Raw genomic sequence first — 20,651 nt, 5'->3', positions numbered from 1 at the left:
ATTCGTCATTCATCAGTTATTGAGGAGTAATAATGAGTCATTTGTTAAGCACTTTATCTTGTTGCTGGTTTTGGTTAATTGCAGGCGTCCTCATTGGTTGGTTACTCAACCGTTGGCTATGTCGCTGTTGCTGCAAACCCACCACTCCACCATCAGTAAGCGCCCCTCCTCCTCAAACCAGTGCATTGTTAGATAGCCCACCAGCGGCTAATGCAACCAATGCAGCAGTAACTACAGCTAAGCCTCCTGCAAAAGCAACACCCAAAGCGACTAAACCTAAAATACCCGCAAAAGCTAAACCAGCGGCGCCTAAAGTCAGCTTTGATCTAGCAGCTGCTAAAGCCGCAGGGTTTGCCATCAAAAAAGCAGACGACTTGACCGTGATTGAAGGCATTGGTCCAAAAATCAATGATCTATTCAAAGAAAACGGCGTGCAAACGTTTGCCCAACTTGCCAAACAAACCGTTCCACAAATGCGTGCAATCTTAGATAAAGGCGGCGCACGCTACCGTATGGCCAACCCAGCCACTTGGGCGCAACAGAGCGCATTAGCAGCAGATAACAAGTGGGCAGCACTCAAAACATTGCAGGATGAGCTTTCTGGCGGCATCAAAAAATAAACGGGAGCACAATCATGCATATCAATCAATCGGGCTATGATAGATGGACTTGGATCATTACACTGATCCTATTGCTTACGCTGTCTTGGATGCTGTTGACGGGTCGCGGCCCTAGCCAAGCTTGCTGCAACGATGGCAGTGCAAGCACGACTTCCGAAACAAGTACCGCCATAGACGAACCTTTTCATTTTGAGGTCACCGCCAGCACATTTTCCAATCAAGGCGATGGCTCAAAAGTCAGCTGGTTTGCCGAAGCCGATAGCTTAAAAACGTTTTTAGCGGCAGGGGGCGACTGGCAACTTAGCGGGGATGACAAAGTCGTTACGCTGACGGGTTCGGTTGCTTCGGATGCAATCAAACAAGAAAAAACAGCAGAGTTACAAACGTTTTTTGGCCCTGGCGTGACTATTGATAATCAGTTGCAAGCATCAGCCGTGCAAGCAGTTGTGAGTGCTGAGCCCCCTGCTGCTGCCAAGCTATTTTTTGAAACGGGCAAATCTACACTACCTGCGGATAGCGCCTCTGTGCTGGAACCCACAATTGAATGGCTGATTTCACACCCAGATACCAAAGCCGTGATTTCTGGCTATCACGATGCGCGTGGCAGTCGAGAAAGCAATCAAAAATTGGCTAAAGCACGCGCACAAGCGAGCATGGATGCTTTACTTGCAGCAGGCGTTGAATCGACTAGAATTGAGATGCGTAAACCGATTGAAACAGAAGGCACAGGAAACGAGGGGGAAGCAAGACGGGTGGAGATTGCTGTTGAATAGTATGCTATATCTGTAAAAAATATAATTAGCTAATTCAATTGCGTGCGTCATCGCACCCATAAAAAAGCCAGAGTTTCTCTGGCTTTTTTATTACTGAAACAGTCACCATGACTTAGTTACATAATGCCGTTACATAATCCCCAGATGATCCAGGCCAGAAGAGTTATCGCGCGCATGTGCATCTTTACTTTGCAGCTTAAATTTCAAACGCAAATCATTCACAGAGTCAGCGTTACGCAGCGCATCATCATAAGTAATCAAACCAGCTTCATGTAAATCAAACAAGGCTTGGTCAAAGGTTTGCATGCCCAACTCACGTGAGCGCCCCACAATATCTTTAATACCATGCACATCACCCTTGAATATCAAATCTGAAATTAAAGGTGAGTTCAATAAAATTTCAATTGCAGCAGTACGCCCTATGCCATCACGTTTGGGAATCAAACGCTGAGAAATGACAGATTTCAAATTGAGAGACAAGTCCATCAGCAATTGCTGTCTGCGCTCTTCCGGGAAAAAGTTGATAATCCTATCTAAGGCTTGGTTGGTGCTATTTGCATGCAGCGTGGACATACACAAGTGACCTGTCTCAGCAAACGCAATTGCATAATCCATGGTTTCCCTGTCGCGAATCTCACCAATCAAAATCACATCGGGTGCTTGGCGTAACGTGTTTTTCAAAGCGATGTGCCAATTATCCGTATCTACACCAATTTCGCGCTGCGTAATAATGCAGTTCTTGTGCTCATGCACAAACTCAACCGGGTCTTCAATCGTAATAATATGCCCATAACTGTTTTCGTTACGGTAACCCACCATGGCTGCAAGCGAGGTGGATTTACCAGAGCCAGTGCCGCCAACAAAAATAACCAATCCACGTTTGGTCATCGCAATGTCTTTCAACACATCGGGCAAACCCAAATCTTCAAATTTAGGAATTTTAGTCGTGATGGTTCTGAACACTAACCCCACCGTACCGCGTTGAATAAACGCGTTCACCCGAAAGCGAGCTACACCAGGCAAACCAATCGCAAAGTTACATTCGTTAGATGCGTCAAACTCTGCGGTTTGCTTATCGTTCATGATAGAGCGTGAGATCTCGCGCGTTTGTTGTGGTGAGAGCACTTGCGTACTAACTGGTGTCATCTTGCCATCAATCTTCATCGCAGGCGGAAAGCCACTGGTGATAAACATGTCTGAGGCTTTTTTGGTCATCATCAGCCTCAGTAAATCAAATACAAATTTTTCTGCCTGACCTTGTTCCATTGCTTATCCTAATTAAATGCTTGATGGTTAAATATGATGTACAAAACTAGCCAACAATCGAATCGCGATTGGACGCTTTTCCACGCGCTTCTGCTGCACTAATGATGTTTCTGCGCACCAAGTCCTGTAAGTTCTGATCTAACGTTTGCATCCCAATGTTTTGGCCTGTTTGAATGGCTGAATACATTTGTGCCACTTTATTTTCACGAATCAAATTACGAATCGCTGGCGTACCAATCATAATTTCATGTGCTGCCACACGCCCTTGCTCATCTTTGGTTTTACACAAGGTTTGTGAAATCACGGCACGTAAAGATTCAGACAGCATTGAGCGCACCATTTCTTTTTCTGCTGCCGGGAACACGTCCACAATCCTATCCACCGTTTTGGCAGCTGAACTGGTATGCAAGGTACCGAATACCAAGTGACCGGTTTCCGCAGCGCTCAAGGCTAAACGGATGGTTTCCAAGTCACGCATCTCACCCACCAGAATCACATCCGGGTCTTCACGCAATGCAGAACGCAAGGCGTTTTGGAAAGATAAAGTATGCGGGCCTACTTCACGCTGGTTAATCAAACATTTTTTAGAGGTATGCACAAACTCAATCGGGTCTTCCACCGTGAGAATATGCCCCATTTCATTTTCGTTAATATAATCGACCATGGCCGCCAATGTGGTGGACTTACCCGAACCAGTTGGCCCCGTTACCAGCACAATGCCACGTGGTGTATTGGCAATTTCTTTAAAAATCGCCGGCGCATTCAATTGCTCTAAGGTGAGGATTTTGGAAGGAATGGTACGAAATACCGCACCAGAACCACGGTTTTGATTAAACGCATTGACGCGGAAACGCGCTAAATTGGGAATTTCAAATGAGAAATCGCACTCCAGCGTTTCTTCGTACACTTTGCGCTGACCATCATTCATGATGTCGTACACCATATCGTGTACTTGGGTATGATCCATGGCGGGCACATTAATTTTGCGCACATCACCATGCACGCGAATCATAGGTGGCAACCCTGCTGATAGATGTAAATCGGACGCTTTATTTTTGACGGCAAACGCGAGTAAATCAGAAATATCCACTATCAGCTCCAGCATTATTTTATAATTAAATTTTATCTTAAGACTTTACACAAAGTTTAATCTTTAAGATGTTTGAATTATGAACACTTTTTACGACAGTTTGCAAGCGATTCATGCAAGAATTGCCCAAGCCAAAGCACAAGTTGGACGTAATGACACAGTACAATTATGTGCGGTCAGTAAGGCGCAATCCGTAGAAAAAATACGCATTGCGTATGAAGCCGGTCAAACCATTTTTGGTGAAAATTATCTACAAGAAGCCATCGATAAACAGGCGCAACTGCAGGACTGCACTATTGAATGGCATTTTATTGGTCCGATTCAAAGCAATAAAACACAAGCCATCGCCCAACACTTTGCATGGGCGCATTCTGTAGACCGTATTAAAATTGCAGAACGCTTAGCCAATGCTCGCGGCTCACAATTACCGCCATTAAACGTTTGCATTCAAATCAACAGTAGCGAAGAGTCCAGCAAAAGTGGCGCTGGCCTGAGTGATATCGCTGCATTGGCCGAAGTGATTCGCGGACTGCCAGCACTCCGGCTACGTGGCCTGATGGCGATTCCCGCACCGACAAAAGACATTGCGCAGCAACATGCACAATTTAAACAAGTGCACCAAGCTTATCTTACATTACAGCAACAAGGGTTTGCACTAGACACACTATCCATCGGCATGTCCGATGACTTTGAAGCCGCCATTGCAGAAGGTGCTACCATAGTGCGCATTGGCTCAGCTCTGTTTGGCGCAAGGGTTTATCATCAGACAAACACAACAAATTCACTGACAGAGCATCAATAACACAGAGCGTTAACAATACAGAGAAAGTGCAATCGCATGCAAGCAAACACACATTTCAAACTAGGATTTATCGGCGGCGGCAATATGGCCAGCGCTATGATTATTGGTTTAAAACATCAACAGTTTGATAGCCAACACATACAAGTCGTCGAGCTAGATGCTGACAAGCGCATACAGCTGACCACATCGTATCAAGTCAACACTACCGATCAATTAAGCGAGATTGCCCAAAACGATGTGATTATTTTGGCCGTGAAGCCGCAACAGTTAAAAACTCTGGCGCAATCACTGGCGCCGCTGCTCAAACAACAACTGGTGATTTCGATTGCAGCGGGTATTCGCATTGCTGATTTAAGTCGCTGGCTTGGTGACTATACGATGATTGTCCGCGCGATGCCGAATACACCAGCGCAAATTCAAGTCGGAGTGACCGGCGTTTATGCAACACCACAAGTGACGGCATTACAGCAACAGCAGGCCACACGCATTTTAGATGCCGTAGGTGCCACGGTATGGTTGAATCAAGAAGCCGAACTAGATGCCGTCACGGCGATTTCTGGCAGCGGACCAGCCTACGTGTTTTACCTGATTGAAGCCTTGCAAGAAGCCGCCATCAAACTCGGCCTAAGCGAAGCACAAGCTAAACTATTGAGCATTGCCACTTTTCAAGGTGCCAGCCAGCTTGCGGCCACCAGCACAACGCCGGTAGAGACCTTACGCGCGCAAGTCACCTCCAAAGGCGGCACTACCGAGCAAGGCTTGCTGAGCTTGGAAACCTCTAAAGTCAAAGACGCGATTTTTCTAGCAGCCCAACAAGCAGAGAAACGCGCTAAAATCATGGGCGATGAATTAGGAAAATCATAAACATGCTCTATACCGCATTTAGCTTTTTAATCAGCACCGTACTGAATATCCTCACCTTTGTACTATTGCTACGCTTTTTTATGCAATGGTTAAAAGCGCCGTTTCAAAATCCTTTAGCACAAATGACCATTGCACTCAGCGATTTCATTGTCAAACCAGCCAGGCGCTGGATTCCCAGCTATAAGAAAATAGACCTCTCTACGCTGGTGTTGGCTCTACTTGTGCAAATTATTCTGCAATTTATTTTACTCAGCCTGCGTGGTTTTCCATTTGCCGTGGCAGGGGGCGCCATCTGGCTAAATGTCTTACTAGTCGCAGGGTTAGCCATTATTCGCATGAGTTTAGATTTATTTTTCTACGCCATACTGATTGAAGCGTTGTTAAGCTGGGTGAACCCAAATACCCCTATCTCTGGCGTATTAAGTGCACTCACCCGCCCCATACTCACCCCGCTGCGTAGATGGATTCCACCCGTGAATGGCATTGACTTCTCGGCACTGGTGGCGATGATCTTGTTGCAAATGGTGAACATTGCCTTCATAAGCTATGCTCAGCAGTCACTAAATGCAGTTTTTTAATGAAAACTGCCCATGTTCATGATTTAATGGCGCTGATAGCCACGTGGTTTCAGACTTTTTAAATGTAGAGACACTCACTGCGCATGACACAAGAAACAACATTACAAGAAAAAATCGCCGCCTATCACCTATGGCGTAATACACTTGCAGATACCATTATCGGCTACCGCGATTGGTTAGTGAGAAGTGACAGCAGTAACTCGTTGCAAGAGTTGCGCCTTACCGACTTTGCTGACATGCTAAGAAAAGATCGTCTGACCTTGGCGCTAGTGGCAGAGTTTTCCCGGGGCAAAACAGAAACCGTGAATGCGCTGTTTTTTGCTGACCATGACCAACGCTTATTGCCTAGCGAAGCTGGCCGCACCACCATGTGTCCGACAGAGTTGTTATGGGATGAAGATGAAGAACCCTGCATTAAGCTGCTACCTATCGAAACCCGCTTGTCAGACGACTCCATTACCTATCTTAAAACGCTGCCAAAACTTTGGAAAAAATTCCGCTTAGAAACTGACTTTCCTGAACAAATGCGCAAAACGCTGCGTCAGCTGATTGATAGAAAAGAAGTCAGCATTGAAGAAGCGATTAAACTTGGCCTATGGAGCCCCAAAGATCCTAACAATGCGCTACAAAACCGTACCCATATTGAAGTGCCGGTATGGCGCCATGCCATTATCAACTACCCACATGAGCTGCTGAAAAATGGCTTAGTTGTCATTGATACGCCCGGGCTTAACGCGCTGGGGACTGAGCCTGAGCTTACCCACAAAGTCATTCCAGGTGCACATGCGGTATTGTTTCTCACGGCTACCGATACCGGTGTGACGCATTCCGACATGCAAATTTGGAATGAATATATTCGTGACCAAGCCAAATATAAATTGGTGGTGCTGAATAAGATTGATACGTTATGGGATGACCTGAAATCAGACTTTGAAATTGCCAAAGAGATTAATCGCCAAGTGGAGCAAACTGCACGCGATTTAATGATTCCCAAGAATCAAATTTTTACGATTTCTGCACAAAAAGGCCTGCTGGCCAAAATCAAAAAAGATCCAGTGCTACTCAAGCGTAGCAATATTCAGGTATTGGAAACCGAGCTTTCCAATCAACTCACCAGCTCTAAACAAGAAATTATTGGCAACACGATTGCTACCGAATGCAGTGTAATGGTGAAAGAGTCACGCAAACTCATGCAGGTAAAGCTCAATCACTCTCGTGTTCGTTTCGATGAATTAAAAGGCTTATTGGGGCAGCACCAAACCGTATTTAATGACTTGGTGGCCAAAGCACAGCAAGACCAACAGCGTTATCAAGCCTCACTACCTGTGTTTAAAGAGGCCGAAGAAAAGATCAACCGTATCGGCAAAAAACTGCTGCGCCACCTTAGCCTGACTTATTTAGATAACTCGATTGCAGAAAGCCGCAAGGAAATGCATGACAGCTGGACGACAGTACGTTTGAATCAAAGCATACGTAAGTTAATAAAACAAGCCAATGATTTGGCGATTCACGTGACCACTGAAAGCAATAGCATTCGTCGTTTAACACAACATATATACGATCTATTCCGCACGCAGCATGGCTTTGATATTTCCGCGCCACCTGAACTGAACATGACAAGCTTTCTGGAGAAAATGCAGTCTTTAGAAAAAATTACCCATGATTTTTGTGCCGATCCAATTAACGTGCTCACAGAAAAACGTTTTCTCATTCGACGCTTTTTCTTGAGTTTGGGGGCAGAAGCTCAAGGTGCTTTCCAAAATGCGCATGATGATACTGAGCGCTGGATCAACAATGTCATTGTCACATTGAAGATTCAAATTGAAACGCATAAAGAAGCGCTAGATCAACGCATCAAAGGCCTAGTAGAGGCAAAGTCCAGTTCTGAAGCGCTCAACAAACAGATTGTGCAAGTCAGCGAAGAATATAAACATATTGCCAGTCAATGCAAATTACTGGACGATGCGTTATTACAACTGATGAAAGCCATTTTGCAGGCCTCTAAAATCAAGCAAGAAAAGCTGGAAAAAGAAAACCAAATGAAAGCGCTGAACTTTGAAGGTTTACCCTTGATGTGATGTAAAGCGCTATATCACTAAGGCCGCTGCGCAAGCAGCTGGCCAAGTCAAATCCAAATAATATCGAACTCTTCCCGCGCGCACTGCGTTTCGATCTGTAATGAAACTGGTTTTTGAATAAAGTCTGACAGATTGGCCAGACTTTGTGATTCCTCATCCATCAGCATATTAATCACTTCGGCAGACGCCAATATCTTAAATTCTTTGGCGTCAAACTGCTTCGACTCACGCAGTAATTCGCGCATAATTTCATAGCAAATGGTTTGTGCTGTTTTCAACTCACCGCGGCCTTGACACACCTCGCACGCCTCACACAATAAATGCGCCAAACTCTCGCGCGTACGTTTGCGTGTGAGCTCCACCAAGCCCAGCGGCGTAAAGCCATTCACATTAATACGCGCTCGGTCTGTAGCAATCGCCTTTTTCAGCTCATCCAACACGGTTTCACGCTGACTGTCTTCATCCATGTCGATGAAATCAACAATGATAATGCCGCCCAAATTGCGTAGCCGTAGCTGGCGCGCAATACATTGCGCTGCTTCTAAATTGGTTTTAAAGATGGTGTCTGAAAGGTTTTTGCCACTGACAAAGCTACCCGTATTCACATCCACAGTCGTGAGGGCTTCCGTTTGATCAAAAATCAAATAACCACCAGATTTCAATTCCACTTTGCGTGCCAGTGCTTTTTCGATTTCTTTTTCGATATCATAAAAATCAAACAGCGCACGCTCGCCTTTGTAATGAAACAAAGGCTTTAATGCTCTGGCTACATACAATTCGGCAAACTCTTTTAGGCGCTCATACATTTCGCGTGAATCTACGCGAATAGTAGAAGTTTCCGCGCATACCACATCACGCAAAATACGTTTGGGCAGACTTAGGTCATAAAAAATTAAGGAGCGTTCGCTGGCCTGTTTACTTTCCACCTGAATTTTTTGCCAAACTTTGTGCAAATACTCAATGTCAGCCAGCAACTCTTCATCTGTTGCGGTTTCTGACATGGTGCGAATGATATAGCCGCCCGCCCGCTGTTCTGGTAATAGTCCGAGCAAACGATTGCGCAAAAATTCACGTTCTTCTTCAATCTCAATACGTTGTGAGACGCCAATATGATTTTGGTATGGCAGAAACACCAAAAAGCGGCCGGCAATACTGATTTCGGTGGTCAATCGCGCGCCCTTGGTACCGATAGGCTCTTTAATGACTTGCACAATCACGGACTGACCTTCGTGCAATACCTCTTGAATCGGCTTTTCAATTTTTATGTCGCCATCTTCAATATGGCATTCCATGATGTCTGCCACATGTAGAAAAGCAGCGCGCTGCAAGCCAATTTCGATAAACGCAGATTGCATGCCGGGCAGTACACGTACCACTGTGCCACGATAGATATTGCCGACGATCCCCAACGAAGAGCTACGCTCGATATGCAACTCTTGCACGATGCCTTGTTCGAGAATCGCCACACGCGTTTCTTGCGGTGTGACATTAATTAAGATTTCTTGCGCCACTATGATCTTTCAATTATTAAGTATTCATTCATTTGGTGAAGCAGTTGCGCTGTTTCGTACAGGGGTAGCCCCATCACACCCGAATAACTGCCATCAATGCGTTGAATCCAAGCGCCTGCCAGCCCTTGAATGCCATAACTACCGGCTTTATCTCGGTGCTCCCCTGCTTGGATATAAGCCTCTAGCATGGTGTCGGTCAGCGGCATCATCTCAACCTGTGTTGTATTGAGTAGCCTTAGTGTGCGATTGTAACCATAAACGGCAATCGCTGTATGCACTTGGTGCGTTGTCCCGGAGAGTTTTTTTAACATACGCATAGCATCCGCATCGTTTTCGGGTTTACCCAGAATCTCGTCTGCAAGCGCAACAGTCGTATCTGCGGCCAAGATAAACAATTGGTTTGACTGATCAACACTGGCCCGGATCGCCTCTGCTTTCTCGACAGCAAGCCTTAATACATAATCCGCTGCTGCTTCATTTAGCCAGACCGATTCATCAATATCTGCCGGCATGACGGTACAACTGACATCAATCTGTTTTAATAATTCAATACGCCTAGGGCTGCGTGAAGCGAGGATAATATGCATAAATAAAATACTAGTGTCTGTGTGATAGATTGACTATGATGGGCACGTCAATGTGATTGACACATTGTAAACCAGTGAAGTGATGTCTATGGATGATTATAGTTATTTAGTGAAAATCACCATCGCCTTATTTGCGATTGTGAACCCGATTGGCAGCCTGCCAATTTTTATCAGCGCTACCGAAGGCTGGCAAAAAACCGACCGTGCGCGTACAGCGCGTACCGTGGCACTTTCAGTATTCATTGTATTAAGCCTCTCAGCATTTATTGGCGATGGCATTCTGGATTTCTTCGGCATCAGCATCCCCTCGTTTCAGGTAGGCGGCGGTATTCTCATTTTACTCATTTCCATTTCGATGATGCATGGCAAGCAAGGCGGTACGCGACAAACGCCGGAAGAAGCACAAAGCTTGGCCGAACGTGATGTCATTGCCATCGTGCCGCTCAGCATTCCATTATTGGCTGGCCCCGGGGCTATCTCCCATATGATTTTAAGTGCGCAGCAACACCCCAGCTTTACCGGGCATCTCGCATTAGTGATTCCTGTCGCCGTGATTGCTGGCGTCATCTGGCTAGTCTTGCAGTTGGCAGACGCCATCACACAGCGGCTGGGTACCATTGGCATTAATATCATCACACGTCTGATGGGGCTGATTTTGGCTGCAATGGCGGTAGAGTTTATTGCGCACGGATTGATTGGCTTATTTCCGCAATTAGCCAGTTAACGGTAAAATACCAATATTATTTTCAAAGACGTACTGCGTGAACAAACCTATCAAATCTGCCCAATGGAAACCCAATGTCACGGTGGCAGCCATCATCGAGCAAGACGGGAAATTCTTACTCGTCGAAGAAACCACTGACAGAGGCAATCGTTTCAACCAGCCTGCGGGGCACTTGGAAGAACATGAAACGATTATTGATGCCGCGATTCGCGAGACGCTTGAAGAAACTGCGTATGACTTCACGCCCGAATACTTAGTGGGTATTTACCATTGGCAACACCCACTGAATGGGATTACTTATTTGCGCTTCGCCTTTGCTGGTAAGTTGGGTGCACATTACCCTGAGCGCACGTTGGATGACGGTATCATCGGCACAGTTTGGAAAAGCCAAGATGAAATCGCAAAAGACACTGCACTGATGCGTAGCCCGCAAGTGTTGCTGTGTGTAGAAGATTATTTAGCAGGCAAACGTTATCCGTTAGCCTTACTCACCCATTTAGGTCAAGCATTATGAAAACTCCGCATGTCATTGTTGGTTTATCCGGCGGTGTAGATTCCTCCGTCACCGCCATGCTGCTCAAACAACAAGGCTATCAAGTCACCGGTTTATTCATGAAAAACTGGGAAGACGATGACAATGATGAGTACTGCTCATCCAAGCAAGATTTGATTGATGCTGTGTCTGTCGCGGATAGGCTTGGCATTGAGATTGAAGCCGTCAACTTTAGCAAAGAGTACAAAGACCGCGTGTTCGCCAATTTTCTAGAAGAGTATCAGGCTGGCAGAACGCCGAACCCGGATATTCTGTGTAACGCAGAAATCAAGTTCAAAGCGTTTTTAGACCATGCCATGGGCATGGGGGCAGATTTAATCGCCACTGGCCACTATGCCAAAGTGCGTGAAAATCCATTACAAGCTGGTCAGTACCAATTGCTCAAAGCAGATGATGGCAGCAAAGACCAAAGCTATTTTCTGCACCGCTTGAATCAGGCACAACTGTCAAAAACATTATTCCCGCTGGGCAGCTATCTTAAGCGCGAAGTACGCGAGATGGCACGCGAAGCAGGCTTAGCCAACGCAGAAAAGAAAGACTCCACTGGCATTTGTTTTATTGGTGAGCGCCCTTTCCAAGAGTTTTTGCAACGCTATTTGCCGCGCCAACCGGGCGATATGAAAACACCGGAAGGCAAGCTGGTCGGCCAACATGAAGGCTTGATGTATTACACGCTGGGGCAACGTCAAGGGCTAAAAATCGGTGGTAGCCGTGAAAGCAATGGCGAGCCTTGGTTTGTAGCGGCTAAAGACATGGCCAAAAACGAGCTGATTGTGGTGCAAGGTCACGACCATCCGTTATTGCAAAGTGACGGCCTCAAAGCTGGGCAGTTACATTGGATTAGCGGTGAAGAACCCAAGACCAACTGGGTGTACGCAGCAAAAACACGCTACCGCCAGCCCGATGCACCCTGTGAAATAGATGCTGTAGATACCCAAGAGGTGGATATCCGTTTTGGTCAAAAGCAATGGGCGGTTACACCCGGCCAGTCCGCTGTGGTGTATGAGAGCAATGTATGTTTGGGTGGCGGTATCATTACTGGGGCGCTATAAGTTAGGCCAATAGGCTAAACCAATCATTGATATCAACAAAAAGGGTGGCTAGGCCACCCTTTTGACATTGCAAATGCTAAGACCTAAGACTACTAATCCCAGCTTAACGCGCCACCGGTTTGATATTCGGTCACACGTGTTTCAAAAAAGTTTTTCTCTTTTTTCAAATCCATCATTTCACTCATCCATGGGAATGGATTAGTCGCGCCCGGATACAACGCATCCAGACCAATCTGCTGACAACGACGGTTGGCAATAAACCGCAAATATTCTTTGAACATAGTAGCATTTAAACCCAAGACACCACGCGGCATGGTCGCTTCCGCATATTGATATTCCAGCTCTACGCCATGTTGAATCAAACTACGAATTTCATCACGGAATTCGGCGGTCCATAAATGCGGATTTTCTAGCTTAATGGTATTGATGACATCGATACCAAAATTGCAGTGCATGGATTCATCGCGCAAAATGTATTGATACTGCTCGGCCGCGCCCTGCATTTTATTCTGGCGACCTAACGCTAGAATCTGCACAAAGCCTACATAAAAGAACAAGCCTTCCATGATGCAGGCAAACACAATCAGTGAGCGCAGTAGTTGTTGGTCGGCTTCTGGCGTACCGGTTTTAAACGCTGGGTCCGTCAGTGTATTGATGAACGGAATCAGGAAATCATCTTTGGCCTTAATGCTCGCCACTTCTTGGTAAGCATTAAACACTTCTGACTCATCCAGCCCCAAGCTTTCCACAATATACTGGTAAGCATGCGTGTGGATGGCCTCTTCAAATCCTTGACGCAGCAAATATTGGCGGCATTCTGGCGCAGTAATATGACGGTATGTACCCAACACAATATTGTTGGCCGCCAGTGAGTCTGCTGTCGTAAAAAACCCTAAATTACGTTTAACGATTAAGCGCTCATCTTCAGTCAGCGCGGTGCTGTCTTTCCATTGTGCAATGTCGCGGCTCATGCTGACCTCTTGCGGCATCCAATGGTTAGCGCAACCCGCCAAGTATTTATCCCAAGCCCAGTGGTATTTAAACGGCACCAATTGATTCACATCGGTTTGACCGTTAATCATACGTTTGTCATTAGCATTCACACGGCCTGTGAATGCAGGTTGATTGGCTGCCAGGCTGGGTGCTGGCGGCGCTGGTTTACGCTCTACCACAGTCAAGTTGGGTGTTGCTGCTTCTTGTACAATATCTTCATCAAATGAAAGCATGTTTTTTCCTATTCTTAATTTAACTTTGCTAGAAAATTAAAAGTGCTAAGCGAGACTAGGCGTGAGAGAAAATTATGAGCGCGGCATACATTCAGTATGTAAGCGAAAAAATTTAGATCACAACGCCGTATCGCGACGAAGTTTTATTTTTCTATTGGCATGATTCGCATTCTGGATTGTCAATACTGCACATTTTAGGCGCCAGCTCTGGTTCACTCACAGCACCTGCAGATACCGCATTGAGTTCGCCACCGGTACCGGTCGATTTCTCTGCAGCCGTTGCCCCCATTGAGCGCAAGTAGTAAGTGGTTTTTAAGCCACGCAACCACGCTAACATGTAAATATCATTCAGCTTTTTGCCTGATGGCACAGCAAAGTACAGGTTGAGCGATTGTGCTTGGTCTATCCATTTTTGGCGGCGCGCGGCAGCTTCTATTAACCAGCTCGGGTCTACATCAAACGCTGTGGCATACAGTGCTTTTAAATCTGCAGGCACACGTTCGATTTTAGCCAAGGAGCCATCGTAATATTTCAAGTCCGATACCATGACTTCATCCCATAAACCGCGGGCCTTGAGGTCATTCACCAATTGCTCATTCACAATCGTGAACTCGCCAGACAAGTTGGATTTTACGTACAAGTTTTGATATTCCGGCTCAATGCTGGCAGACACGCCAACAATGTTAGAAATCGTCGCTGTCGGTGCAATGGCCACGCAATTGGAGTTACGCATACCGACTGCAGCAATACGGCTACGTAATGCAGCCCAATCTAATGTGATTGAACGGTCGACTTCTACATGGCCGCCACGTTCTGTCGTCAGTAAATCAAGCGTGTCGAATGGCAAAATACCTTGATCCCACAAGCTGCCTTTAAAGCTGGAGTATGCGCCACGCTCTTCTGCCAACTCGGTCGATGCCCAATAGGCGTGATAACACACGGCTTCCATGGTGCGATCCGCAAACTCTACTGCCGCTTGTGATGCATAAGGAATACGCATAGCATGCAGTGCATTTTGGAAACCCATTATGCCCATGCCCACTGGGCGATGACGATAGTTAGAATTGCGCGCTTTGCCTACGGCGTAGAAGTTAATATCCACCACGTTGTCTAACATGCGCATCGCTACTTTAGTGGTCGCAGCCAATTTGGCTTGGTCAATCATCAGCGCATCTCCCTCTTGCGTGAGATGTTGCAATAGATTGACCGAACCCAAGTTACACACGGCAATTTCCGTATCCGATGTGTTAAGTGTGATTTCGGTACAAAGATTGGAGCTATGCACTACGCCCACGTGTTGCTGTGGTGAGCGAATATTGCATGGGTCTTTAAATGTGATCCAAGGATGGCCTGTTTCAAACAACATCGACAGCATCTTGCGCCACATTTGCAAGGCCGGCACGCGCTTGAATAATTTGATTTCACCGTTATCGGCTTTACGCTCATATTCGGTGTAAGCCGCAGCAAACTTTTTGCCGTATAGATCATGCAAATCAGGCACATCAGAAGGTGAGAACAATGTCCACTCGCCATTTTCAGTCACGCGTTGCATGAATAAATCAGGAATCCAATGGGCGGTATTCATGTCGTGCGTACGACGACGGTCATCCCCAGTGTTTTTGCGTAAATCCAGAAACTCTTCAATGTCAAGATGCCAAGTTTCCAAGTAACCGCACACTGCACCCTTGCGCTTGCCGCCTTGGTTGACGGCGACTGCGGTATCGTTCACGACTTTTAAGAATGGAATCACACCTTGGCTCTTGCCATTGGTGCCCTTAATACGCGCACCTAGTGCACGTACTGGCGTCCAATCGTTACCCAAACCACCCGCATATTTTTGTAGCAAGGCGTTTTCTTTAATGCCTTGGTAGATGCCTTCTAAATCATCGCTCACCGTCGTCAAATAGCAGGAAGATAATTGTGAGTGCAATGTTCCGCTGTTAAATAGCGTAGGTGTCGAGCTCATAAAGTCAAAACTGGAGAGCAAGTGGTAAAACTCAATCGCGCGTTCTTCGCGATCAATTTCATTAATGGCCAAACCCATGGCCACACGCATAAAGAAAATCTGCGGCAATTCAATACGACGCTCTTCAATATGTAAGAAATAGCGGTCGTACAAGGTTTGCAAACCCAAATAACCAAATTGAAAATCACGGTCATGTGTTAATTCTGCGCCCAGTTTTTCCAAGTCAAACTGGCCTAAACGCGGGTCTAGTAAATCGGCTTCAATACCAATCTTGATATAGCGTGGAAAATAAGCAGCGTAAGCAGTGGCCATTTCGGTATGCGATACCGCACCACCTAGCACTTCCGCACGCACCAAATCCAACTGCAGGCGCGCGGTCACATAGTTATAGGCAGGCTCAGTTTCAATCAGGCTACGTGCAGAAAGAATCAGCGCTTTACGCACCTCGTTAAACCCAATGCCATCGTATAAATCGCGTACGGCTTGCTCAACCACCACGCTCGGTTTCACTGTGCTGCCCAAACCCACACACGCCTCTTCCACCATGTTATTTAGCATAGTCATATTGAGCGGTTTAAGCTTGCCGTCGATATTGATATTGATGTGATGGGCTTGTTGCTCTGGCGCATTGGCTTTCTCGGCAGCACGTTCGGCATTGCGCTTTTCGCGATACAGCACATAAGCGCGTGCGACATCGTGGTTACCATTGCGCATCAAGGCCAGCTCTACTTGGTCTTGAATATCTTCGATATGCACTGCCCCACCTGCTGGCATACGGCGCAACAATGCGGTATTCACCAATTGGCTGAGTGTAGCCACTTGATCACGCACACGTTGCGAAGCCACACTTTGATTGCCCTCTACCGCTAAAAACGCTTTGGTAATGGCAATGGCAATTTTGTCGAGTTGGTAGGCCACCACTGCGCCATTACGGCGGATGACTTGTAAAGTCGGATGTTGGCCAGATTGTGATGTTTCTACTGTTGATGTTCTTACATCATCCATGGATAGCTCCCTTAAAAAAGGGGCAGGTATGCCTTTGATGTGCTCACATTTTGTTTAAACAGTAAGCTTCAAAAAAGACCAGCTGGCAGAGTGTTTGTGCAAAGTGCAACACTCTATCTGCCGAGGACACCCCGCCTCAAACGTTATCAAAAATATTCACGCAATCAAGGTGAAAATACTGACGGCAGGTCTCCTGGCTCTTAGGTCTTCATTGTTTTTAGGCCTTCCCACATCAAACAATGCAGTGGCAGCTAATCAAAACAACTCGCTAATTACAGTTGCGGGGGCAGCTTTGGCTTGAGGTTAGACATTACATGTTAACCCGTACCGAATTCCCTTTTATTTCAACGTTTGATTAAAAGTTGAAAACCGTAGTGACGTTAATGTAACCCAATATAATGTGGTTTATCAATACAAAAAACACAATATATTGAATATATTTATCTGAAATTGATTATCGCTTTGATTTTATTCAAGTTTTAAACTGGCTTTAAATTAATTTAAAATTAAAAAAACCTCATGTCTCCATGAGGTTTTTATGTGGCCTAACGCACACAACCTTATGCGCTAGATTTCACACAATTGCACTAAGCAGTTGCCAAAGAAGTCCGCAGATTTTTTGCAACCTGCACCATGTGTGCTAACGCCTCCATCGTTTCGGGCCACCCACGCGTTTTCAGGCCGCAATCCGGGTTAATCCATAAACGATCGGCTGGAATCACTTCCAACGCACGCTGCATCAGCTTTTCCATTGAGGCTACCGTAGGCACACGTGGTGAGTGAATATCATACACACCAGGGCCAATCTCATTCGGGTAGGCAAATGCGCCAAAGCCATCTAATAGCTCCATGGCTGAGCGTGAAGTTTCAATGGTAATCACATCCGCATCCATGGCCGCAATGGCTGGCAAAATATCATTAAACTCTGCGTAGCACATGTGTGTATGAATCTGTGTCGTATCTTCTGCCACACTGGCAGATAACTTAAATGCACGCACTGCCCAATTTAGGTAATGCTCCCACGCGGCTTTTTGTAGCGGCAAGCCTTCACGCAACGCTGGCTCATCAATTTGAATAATGGCAATCCCCGCTTGTTGTAAATCGGCCACTTCATCGCGGATGGCTAGCGCTAATTGCAGTGCAGTCAAATAACGTGGCTGATCGTCACGCACAAACGACCATTGCAACATCGTCACCGGACCAGTCAACATCCCCTTCACCGGTTTGGCTGAGAGCGATTGTGCATAACGCGCATATTCCACAGTCATGGGTGTTGGTCGATACACATCGCCATAAATCACTGGCGGTTTTACGCAACGTGAGCCATAGCTCTGCACCCAACCATACTGGGTAAAGGCATACCCTGCCAGCTGTTCACCAAAATACTCCACCATGTCGTTACGCTCGGCTTCGCCGTGTACCAGCACATCCAGCTCCAGTGCTTCCTGCTGGCGAACCGCGTACTCAATATGCTCCAGCATTTTGGCGTGATAATGCGTTTGTGGCAGCGTGCCTTTTTTAAAAGCTGCACGGGCAGCACGGATATCTGCAGTCTGCGGGAAAGAACCAATGGTAGTGGTAGGCAATAGCGGCAATTGCAAGCGTGTTTTTTGCATAGCCTGGCGCGTTGTAAACGTACTGGCGCGGTTTTCATTGACAGTATCAATGTTGGCAATCCTAGCTTGCACCGTTTGATCATGCACGCGGGTAGATGCTTTGCGACTAGCAATCGCCTGCCGTGATTGTGCAAGTACCTCAGCCACAGAAGCATCCCCTTGATTAATCGCCTGCGCTAATAGATGAAGCTCATCTAACTTTTCATCGGCAAATGCTAACCAAGATTTAAGCTCCTTGTCTAACTGCTGCTCATGTCTAAGTGTGACTGGTGTGTGCAACAGTGAGCAGCTTGGTGCGATCCACAGACGTTCTTTTAAACGTTCGGCGGGCACTGCCAAGAGCGTGAGCGTTTTGTCCAAATCGTTACGCCAAATATTGCGGCCATCAATCACCCCGACAGAAAGCACCCAGTAAGCAGGCAATGCGTTCACCCATGGTAGCAATTGTTCTGGCGCACGCACTGCATCAATATGCAAACCATCCACTGGTAAATCAGTAATCACACTTTGGTAGCGCGTGATGTTGGCAAAGTAAGTCGTTAGCAATAGTTTAGGGCGCTGCGTTCTTAACCAAGCATAAGCACGCTGAAACGCTTTTAACCATTGATCATCTAAATCCAGCGCAAAAATGGGCTCGTCAATTTGCACCCACTCAATCTTTCTAATGTGTAGCTCTTGCAGCAAATGCGCGTATTGCTGGGCTAGCCCATCTAACAAATCCAGCGCATGGATGCCTTTAGCTTTGCTTAAATACAAAAAGCTGACCGGCCCCAACAACACAGGCTTTACGTTGGCATTTAACTTTTGCGCTTCGTCTAGCTGGGTTAAGAAGTCATGCGCATTTACCGAAAACTGTGTTTCCGCATTCAGCTCAGGTACGATGTAATGATAGTTGGTATCAAACCACTTGGTCATTTCCATGGCGGGTTGCTCAATATTGCCACGCGCTAATGCAAAATATGCAGTCTCCGGCGGTGCATTTTTTTCACCAAACGGTGGCTTGGCAAAGCGCTTAGGCGTTGCACCAAACAACACAGCGTGGTCTAGCACATGGTCGTATAAAGAAAAATCATTGCTACTGATATACGTGAGCTCTGCTGCCTGCTGTTTTTGCCAATGGTTGGCACGCAATTGTGCTGCTGTGTTTTGTAAATCCGAAGCAGTCGTTTCACCACGCCAGAACGACTCTAACGCAAACTTAAGCTCACGTTGTTCACCCACACGCGGGTACCCTAAAATATGTGTTTGTGCCATGTGCTACCCTTCGCTTTTGAAAAAGCGTTATTGTTGATGACACAACTTTATTAATAAAGCGAAAGTTTTTATGGTAAATTTGAATTTAATTCATACCTGATATTTAAACTACTCAAATGCTAGAAATTCGCCACCTAAAATCGCTCAAAGCCATTGCGGAAACCAACAAACTTGGCTTGGCCGCTCAGCGTGTGTTTTTAACGCAGTCTGCGCTGTCGCATCAAATCAAAGCGTTAGAACAGCATTACGATATTGTGCTGTTCAAACGCATGCCGCAGGGCTTAACGTTTACCAAGGCCGGCGAACGTTTACTGGCGTTGGCGCATGAGCTATTGCCCGCCATTGAAAAAGCAGAGCGCGATTTGGTGCGCTTAAAAAGCAATCAGTCTGGAGAACTGCGGATTGTGCTGGAATGCCACACTTGCTTTGATTGGCTCACCCCAGTGATGGACAACTTTAGACGCGCTTGGCCCGAGGTGGAAATTGATCTAGTGGCCGGTTTTCACAGTGACCCTTGGCAACTCATTGATGAAGGCAAAGCCGATATTGTGATTGGCGGTTTACCGCAAAAGAATACGCACCTACCTTACCTGCCTTTATTCAAATTTGAAATCATGGCAGTGTTGCCAAATGACCATCGGCTTGCCAAAAAAACCAAGTTAGAGGCCAAAGATTTTGAAGGCGAAACGCTGATTACCTATCCGGTAGCCGATACTAGAATAGACGTGATTCAGCAAGTACTAGCACCTGCCGATATTCAGTATCACCGCCGCACTGCAGAATTAACCATCGCGATTATGCAACTGGTTGCCAGTCGGCGCGGAGTGGCTGCGCTGCCCAACTGGGGCATTCGTAGTTACGTGGATCATGACTATGTGATGGCCAAGTCCATCGGCAAGCAAGGTTTGTGGTCAAACTTATATCTGATTGCGTCACAAGAAACCATTACCAAGCAATATGTGATTGATTTAAATGAAATTATCAGAAATACCTGCCTAACTCAACTGGATGCGATTCAACTCATATAATCCAAGCCATCAGGTTAAATTGAAGTTAAGATGCGATAGTACTTTTAATTAAAGTATT

At 46.3% G+C, this 20,651-nt stretch carries 17 protein-coding genes and 1 riboswitch; of the genes, 10 read left to right on the top strand and 7 right to left on the bottom strand.

From position 1 onward, the window contains the following. Positions 1–32 precede the first annotated feature (32 nt). Entirely contained in the window at positions 33–620 is a 588-nt protein-coding gene (locus FG11_RS02190) for a hypothetical protein (protein WP_047532849.1), read from the top strand. 14 nt (positions 621–634) lie between these two features. Continuing rightward, complete coding sequence (locus tag FG11_RS02185; protein WP_025223891.1) at positions 635–1,393, top strand: OmpA family protein; 759 nt, start codon at positions 635–637, stop codon at positions 1,391–1,393. Between the two features lie 129 nt (positions 1,394–1,522). Here the strand turns inward: FG11_RS02185 and FG11_RS02180 are convergent, their stop codons facing one another. Together FG11_RS02180 and FG11_RS02175 are read right to left on the bottom strand one after the other, a co-directional pair. Beyond that, a complete protein-coding gene (locus FG11_RS02180; RefSeq protein ID WP_020184005.1) occupies positions 1,523–2,659 on the bottom strand; it encodes a PilT/PilU family type 4a pilus ATPase in 1,137 nt (378 codons plus the stop codon). 46 nt (positions 2,660–2,705) lie between these two features. Continuing rightward, positions 2,706–3,749, bottom strand: a complete 1,044-nt coding sequence (locus tag FG11_RS02175; RefSeq protein ID WP_025223890.1) for a type IV pilus twitching motility protein PilT — start codon at positions 3,747–3,749, stop codon at positions 2,706–2,708. 79 nt (positions 3,750–3,828) lie between these two features. Here FG11_RS02175 and FG11_RS02170 point away from each other — a divergent pair, with 79 nt between their 5' ends. From FG11_RS02170 to FG11_RS02155, 4 genes are all read left to right on the top strand, one after another. Then, a complete protein-coding gene (locus tag FG11_RS02170; RefSeq protein ID WP_047532846.1) occupies positions 3,829–4,551 on the top strand; it encodes a YggS family pyridoxal phosphate-dependent enzyme in 723 nt (240 codons plus the stop codon). A gap of 36 nt (positions 4,552–4,587) precedes the next feature. Beyond that, positions 4,588–5,415: a pyrroline-5-carboxylate reductase gene (proC, locus tag FG11_RS02165; RefSeq protein ID WP_047532844.1), complete on the top strand. Its 828-nt coding sequence runs from the start codon at positions 4,588–4,590 to the stop codon at positions 5,413–5,415. A gap of 2 nt (positions 5,416–5,417) precedes the next feature. Further along, complete coding sequence (locus tag FG11_RS02160; protein WP_047532841.1) at positions 5,418–5,993, top strand: YggT family protein; 576 nt, start codon at positions 5,418–5,420, stop codon at positions 5,991–5,993. Positions 5,994–6,076: 83 nt separating this feature from the next. Further along, a complete protein-coding gene (locus FG11_RS02155; protein WP_020184000.1) occupies positions 6,077–8,071 on the top strand; it encodes a dynamin family protein in 1,995 nt (664 codons plus the stop codon). A 47-nt stretch (positions 8,072–8,118) separates the two neighbouring features. Here the strand turns inward: FG11_RS02155 and rng are convergent, their stop codons facing one another. Continuing rightward, positions 8,119–9,582, bottom strand: a complete 1,464-nt coding sequence (gene rng / locus FG11_RS02150; protein ID WP_020183999.1) for a ribonuclease G — start codon at positions 9,580–9,582, stop codon at positions 8,119–8,121. After that, the gene (locus tag FG11_RS02145) at positions 9,582–10,169 is read right to left on the bottom strand and encodes a Maf family protein (protein WP_047532838.1); all 588 of its coding nucleotides are present in this window, start codon (positions 10,167–10,169) and stop codon (positions 9,582–9,584) included. The genes rng and FG11_RS02145 overlap by 1 nt, the downstream gene beginning before the upstream one ends. Before the next feature lie 88 nt (positions 10,170–10,257). Between FG11_RS02145 and FG11_RS02140 the strand changes: the two genes are divergently transcribed. The 3 genes from FG11_RS02140 (at position 10,258) to mnmA (ending at position 12,498) form a co-directional block, all read left to right on the top strand. Beyond that, entirely contained in the window at positions 10,258–10,893 is a 636-nt protein-coding gene (locus FG11_RS02140; protein ID WP_020183997.1) for a YchE family NAAT transporter, read from the top strand. 82 nt (positions 10,894–10,975) lie between these two features. Continuing rightward, entirely contained in the window at positions 10,976–11,407 is a 432-nt protein-coding gene (locus tag FG11_RS02135) for an NUDIX hydrolase (protein ID WP_033425165.1), read from the top strand. Beyond that, positions 11,404–12,498, top strand: a complete 1,095-nt coding sequence (gene mnmA / locus FG11_RS02130) for a tRNA 2-thiouridine(34) synthase MnmA (protein WP_047532835.1) — start codon at positions 11,404–11,406, stop codon at positions 12,496–12,498. The genes FG11_RS02135 and mnmA overlap by 4 nt, the downstream gene beginning before the upstream one ends. Before the next feature lie 92 nt (positions 12,499–12,590). Here mnmA and FG11_RS02125 read toward each other — a convergent pair whose 3' ends face one another. From FG11_RS02125 to metE, 3 genes are all read right to left on the bottom strand, one after another. After that, positions 12,591–13,724, bottom strand: a complete 1,134-nt coding sequence (locus tag FG11_RS02125; protein WP_025223883.1) for a ribonucleotide-diphosphate reductase subunit beta — start codon at positions 13,722–13,724, stop codon at positions 12,591–12,593. A gap of 151 nt (positions 13,725–13,875) precedes the next feature. Then, positions 13,876–16,695, bottom strand: a complete 2,820-nt coding sequence (locus tag FG11_RS02120; protein WP_047532832.1) for a ribonucleoside-diphosphate reductase subunit alpha — start codon at positions 16,693–16,695, stop codon at positions 13,876–13,878. Positions 16,696–16,861: 166 nt separating this feature from the next. Then, a riboswitch (cobalamin riboswitch) is annotated at positions 16,862–17,084 on the bottom strand. A 198-nt stretch (positions 17,085–17,282) separates the two neighbouring features. Further along, complete coding sequence (metE, locus tag FG11_RS02115) at positions 17,283–19,565, bottom strand: 5-methyltetrahydropteroyltriglutamate--homocysteine S-methyltransferase (RefSeq protein ID WP_047532829.1); 2,283 nt, start codon at positions 19,563–19,565, stop codon at positions 17,283–17,285. A 116-nt stretch (positions 19,566–19,681) separates the two neighbouring features. Here metE and FG11_RS02110 point away from each other — a divergent pair, with 116 nt between their 5' ends. Then, the gene (locus FG11_RS02110; protein ID WP_020183991.1) at positions 19,682–20,593 is read left to right on the top strand and encodes a LysR family transcriptional regulator; all 912 of its coding nucleotides are present in this window, start codon (positions 19,682–19,684) and stop codon (positions 20,591–20,593) included. Positions 20,594–20,651 lie beyond the last annotated feature (58 nt).

It is taken from the genome of Methylotenera sp. N17 (assembly GCF_000799155.1).
Classification (GTDB): Bacteria; Pseudomonadota; Gammaproteobacteria; order Burkholderiales; family Methylophilaceae; genus Methylophilus.
Note: the sequence above shows the minus strand (reverse complement) of the source record. Positions and strands in the feature narration are given on the sequence as shown.

Bases quoted from the DNA above. Each gene is read 5' to 3' on its own strand.
- FG11_RS02160 (WP_047532841.1), top strand. From the start codon at position 5,418: ATGCTCTATACCGCATTTAGCTTTTTAATCAGCACCGTACTGAATATC.
- FG11_RS02110 (WP_020183991.1), top strand. From the start codon at position 19,682: ATGCTAGAAATTCGCCACCTAAAATCGCTCAAAGCCATTGCGGAAACC.
- metE (WP_047532829.1), bottom strand. From the start codon at position 19,565: ATGGCACAAACACATATTTTAGGGTACCCGCGTGTGGGTGAACAACGT.
- FG11_RS02120 (WP_047532832.1), bottom strand. From the start codon at position 16,695: ATGGATGATGTAAGAACATCAACAGTAGAAACATCACAATCTGGCCAA.
- proC (WP_047532844.1), top strand. From the start codon at position 4,588: ATGCAAGCAAACACACATTTCAAACTAGGATTTATCGGCGGCGGCAAT.
- FG11_RS02145 (WP_047532838.1), bottom strand. From the start codon at position 10,169: ATGCATATTATCCTCGCTTCACGCAGCCCTAGGCGTATTGAATTATTA.
- FG11_RS02170 (WP_047532846.1), top strand. From the start codon at position 3,829: ATGAACACTTTTTACGACAGTTTGCAAGCGATTCATGCAAGAATTGCC.
- FG11_RS02180 (WP_020184005.1), bottom strand. From the start codon at position 2,659: ATGGAACAAGGTCAGGCAGAAAAATTTGTATTTGATTTACTGAGGCTG.
- FG11_RS02155 (WP_020184000.1), top strand. From the start codon at position 6,077: ATGACACAAGAAACAACATTACAAGAAAAAATCGCCGCCTATCACCTA.
- FG11_RS02140 (WP_020183997.1), top strand. From the start codon at position 10,258: ATGGATGATTATAGTTATTTAGTGAAAATCACCATCGCCTTATTTGCG.
- mnmA (WP_047532835.1), top strand. From the start codon at position 11,404: ATGAAAACTCCGCATGTCATTGTTGGTTTATCCGGCGGTGTAGATTCC.
- FG11_RS02125 (WP_025223883.1), bottom strand. From the start codon at position 13,724: ATGCTTTCATTTGATGAAGATATTGTACAAGAAGCAGCAACACCCAAC.
- FG11_RS02190 (WP_047532849.1), top strand. From the start codon at position 33: ATGAGTCATTTGTTAAGCACTTTATCTTGTTGCTGGTTTTGGTTAATT.
- FG11_RS02185 (WP_025223891.1), top strand. From the start codon at position 635: ATGCATATCAATCAATCGGGCTATGATAGATGGACTTGGATCATTACA.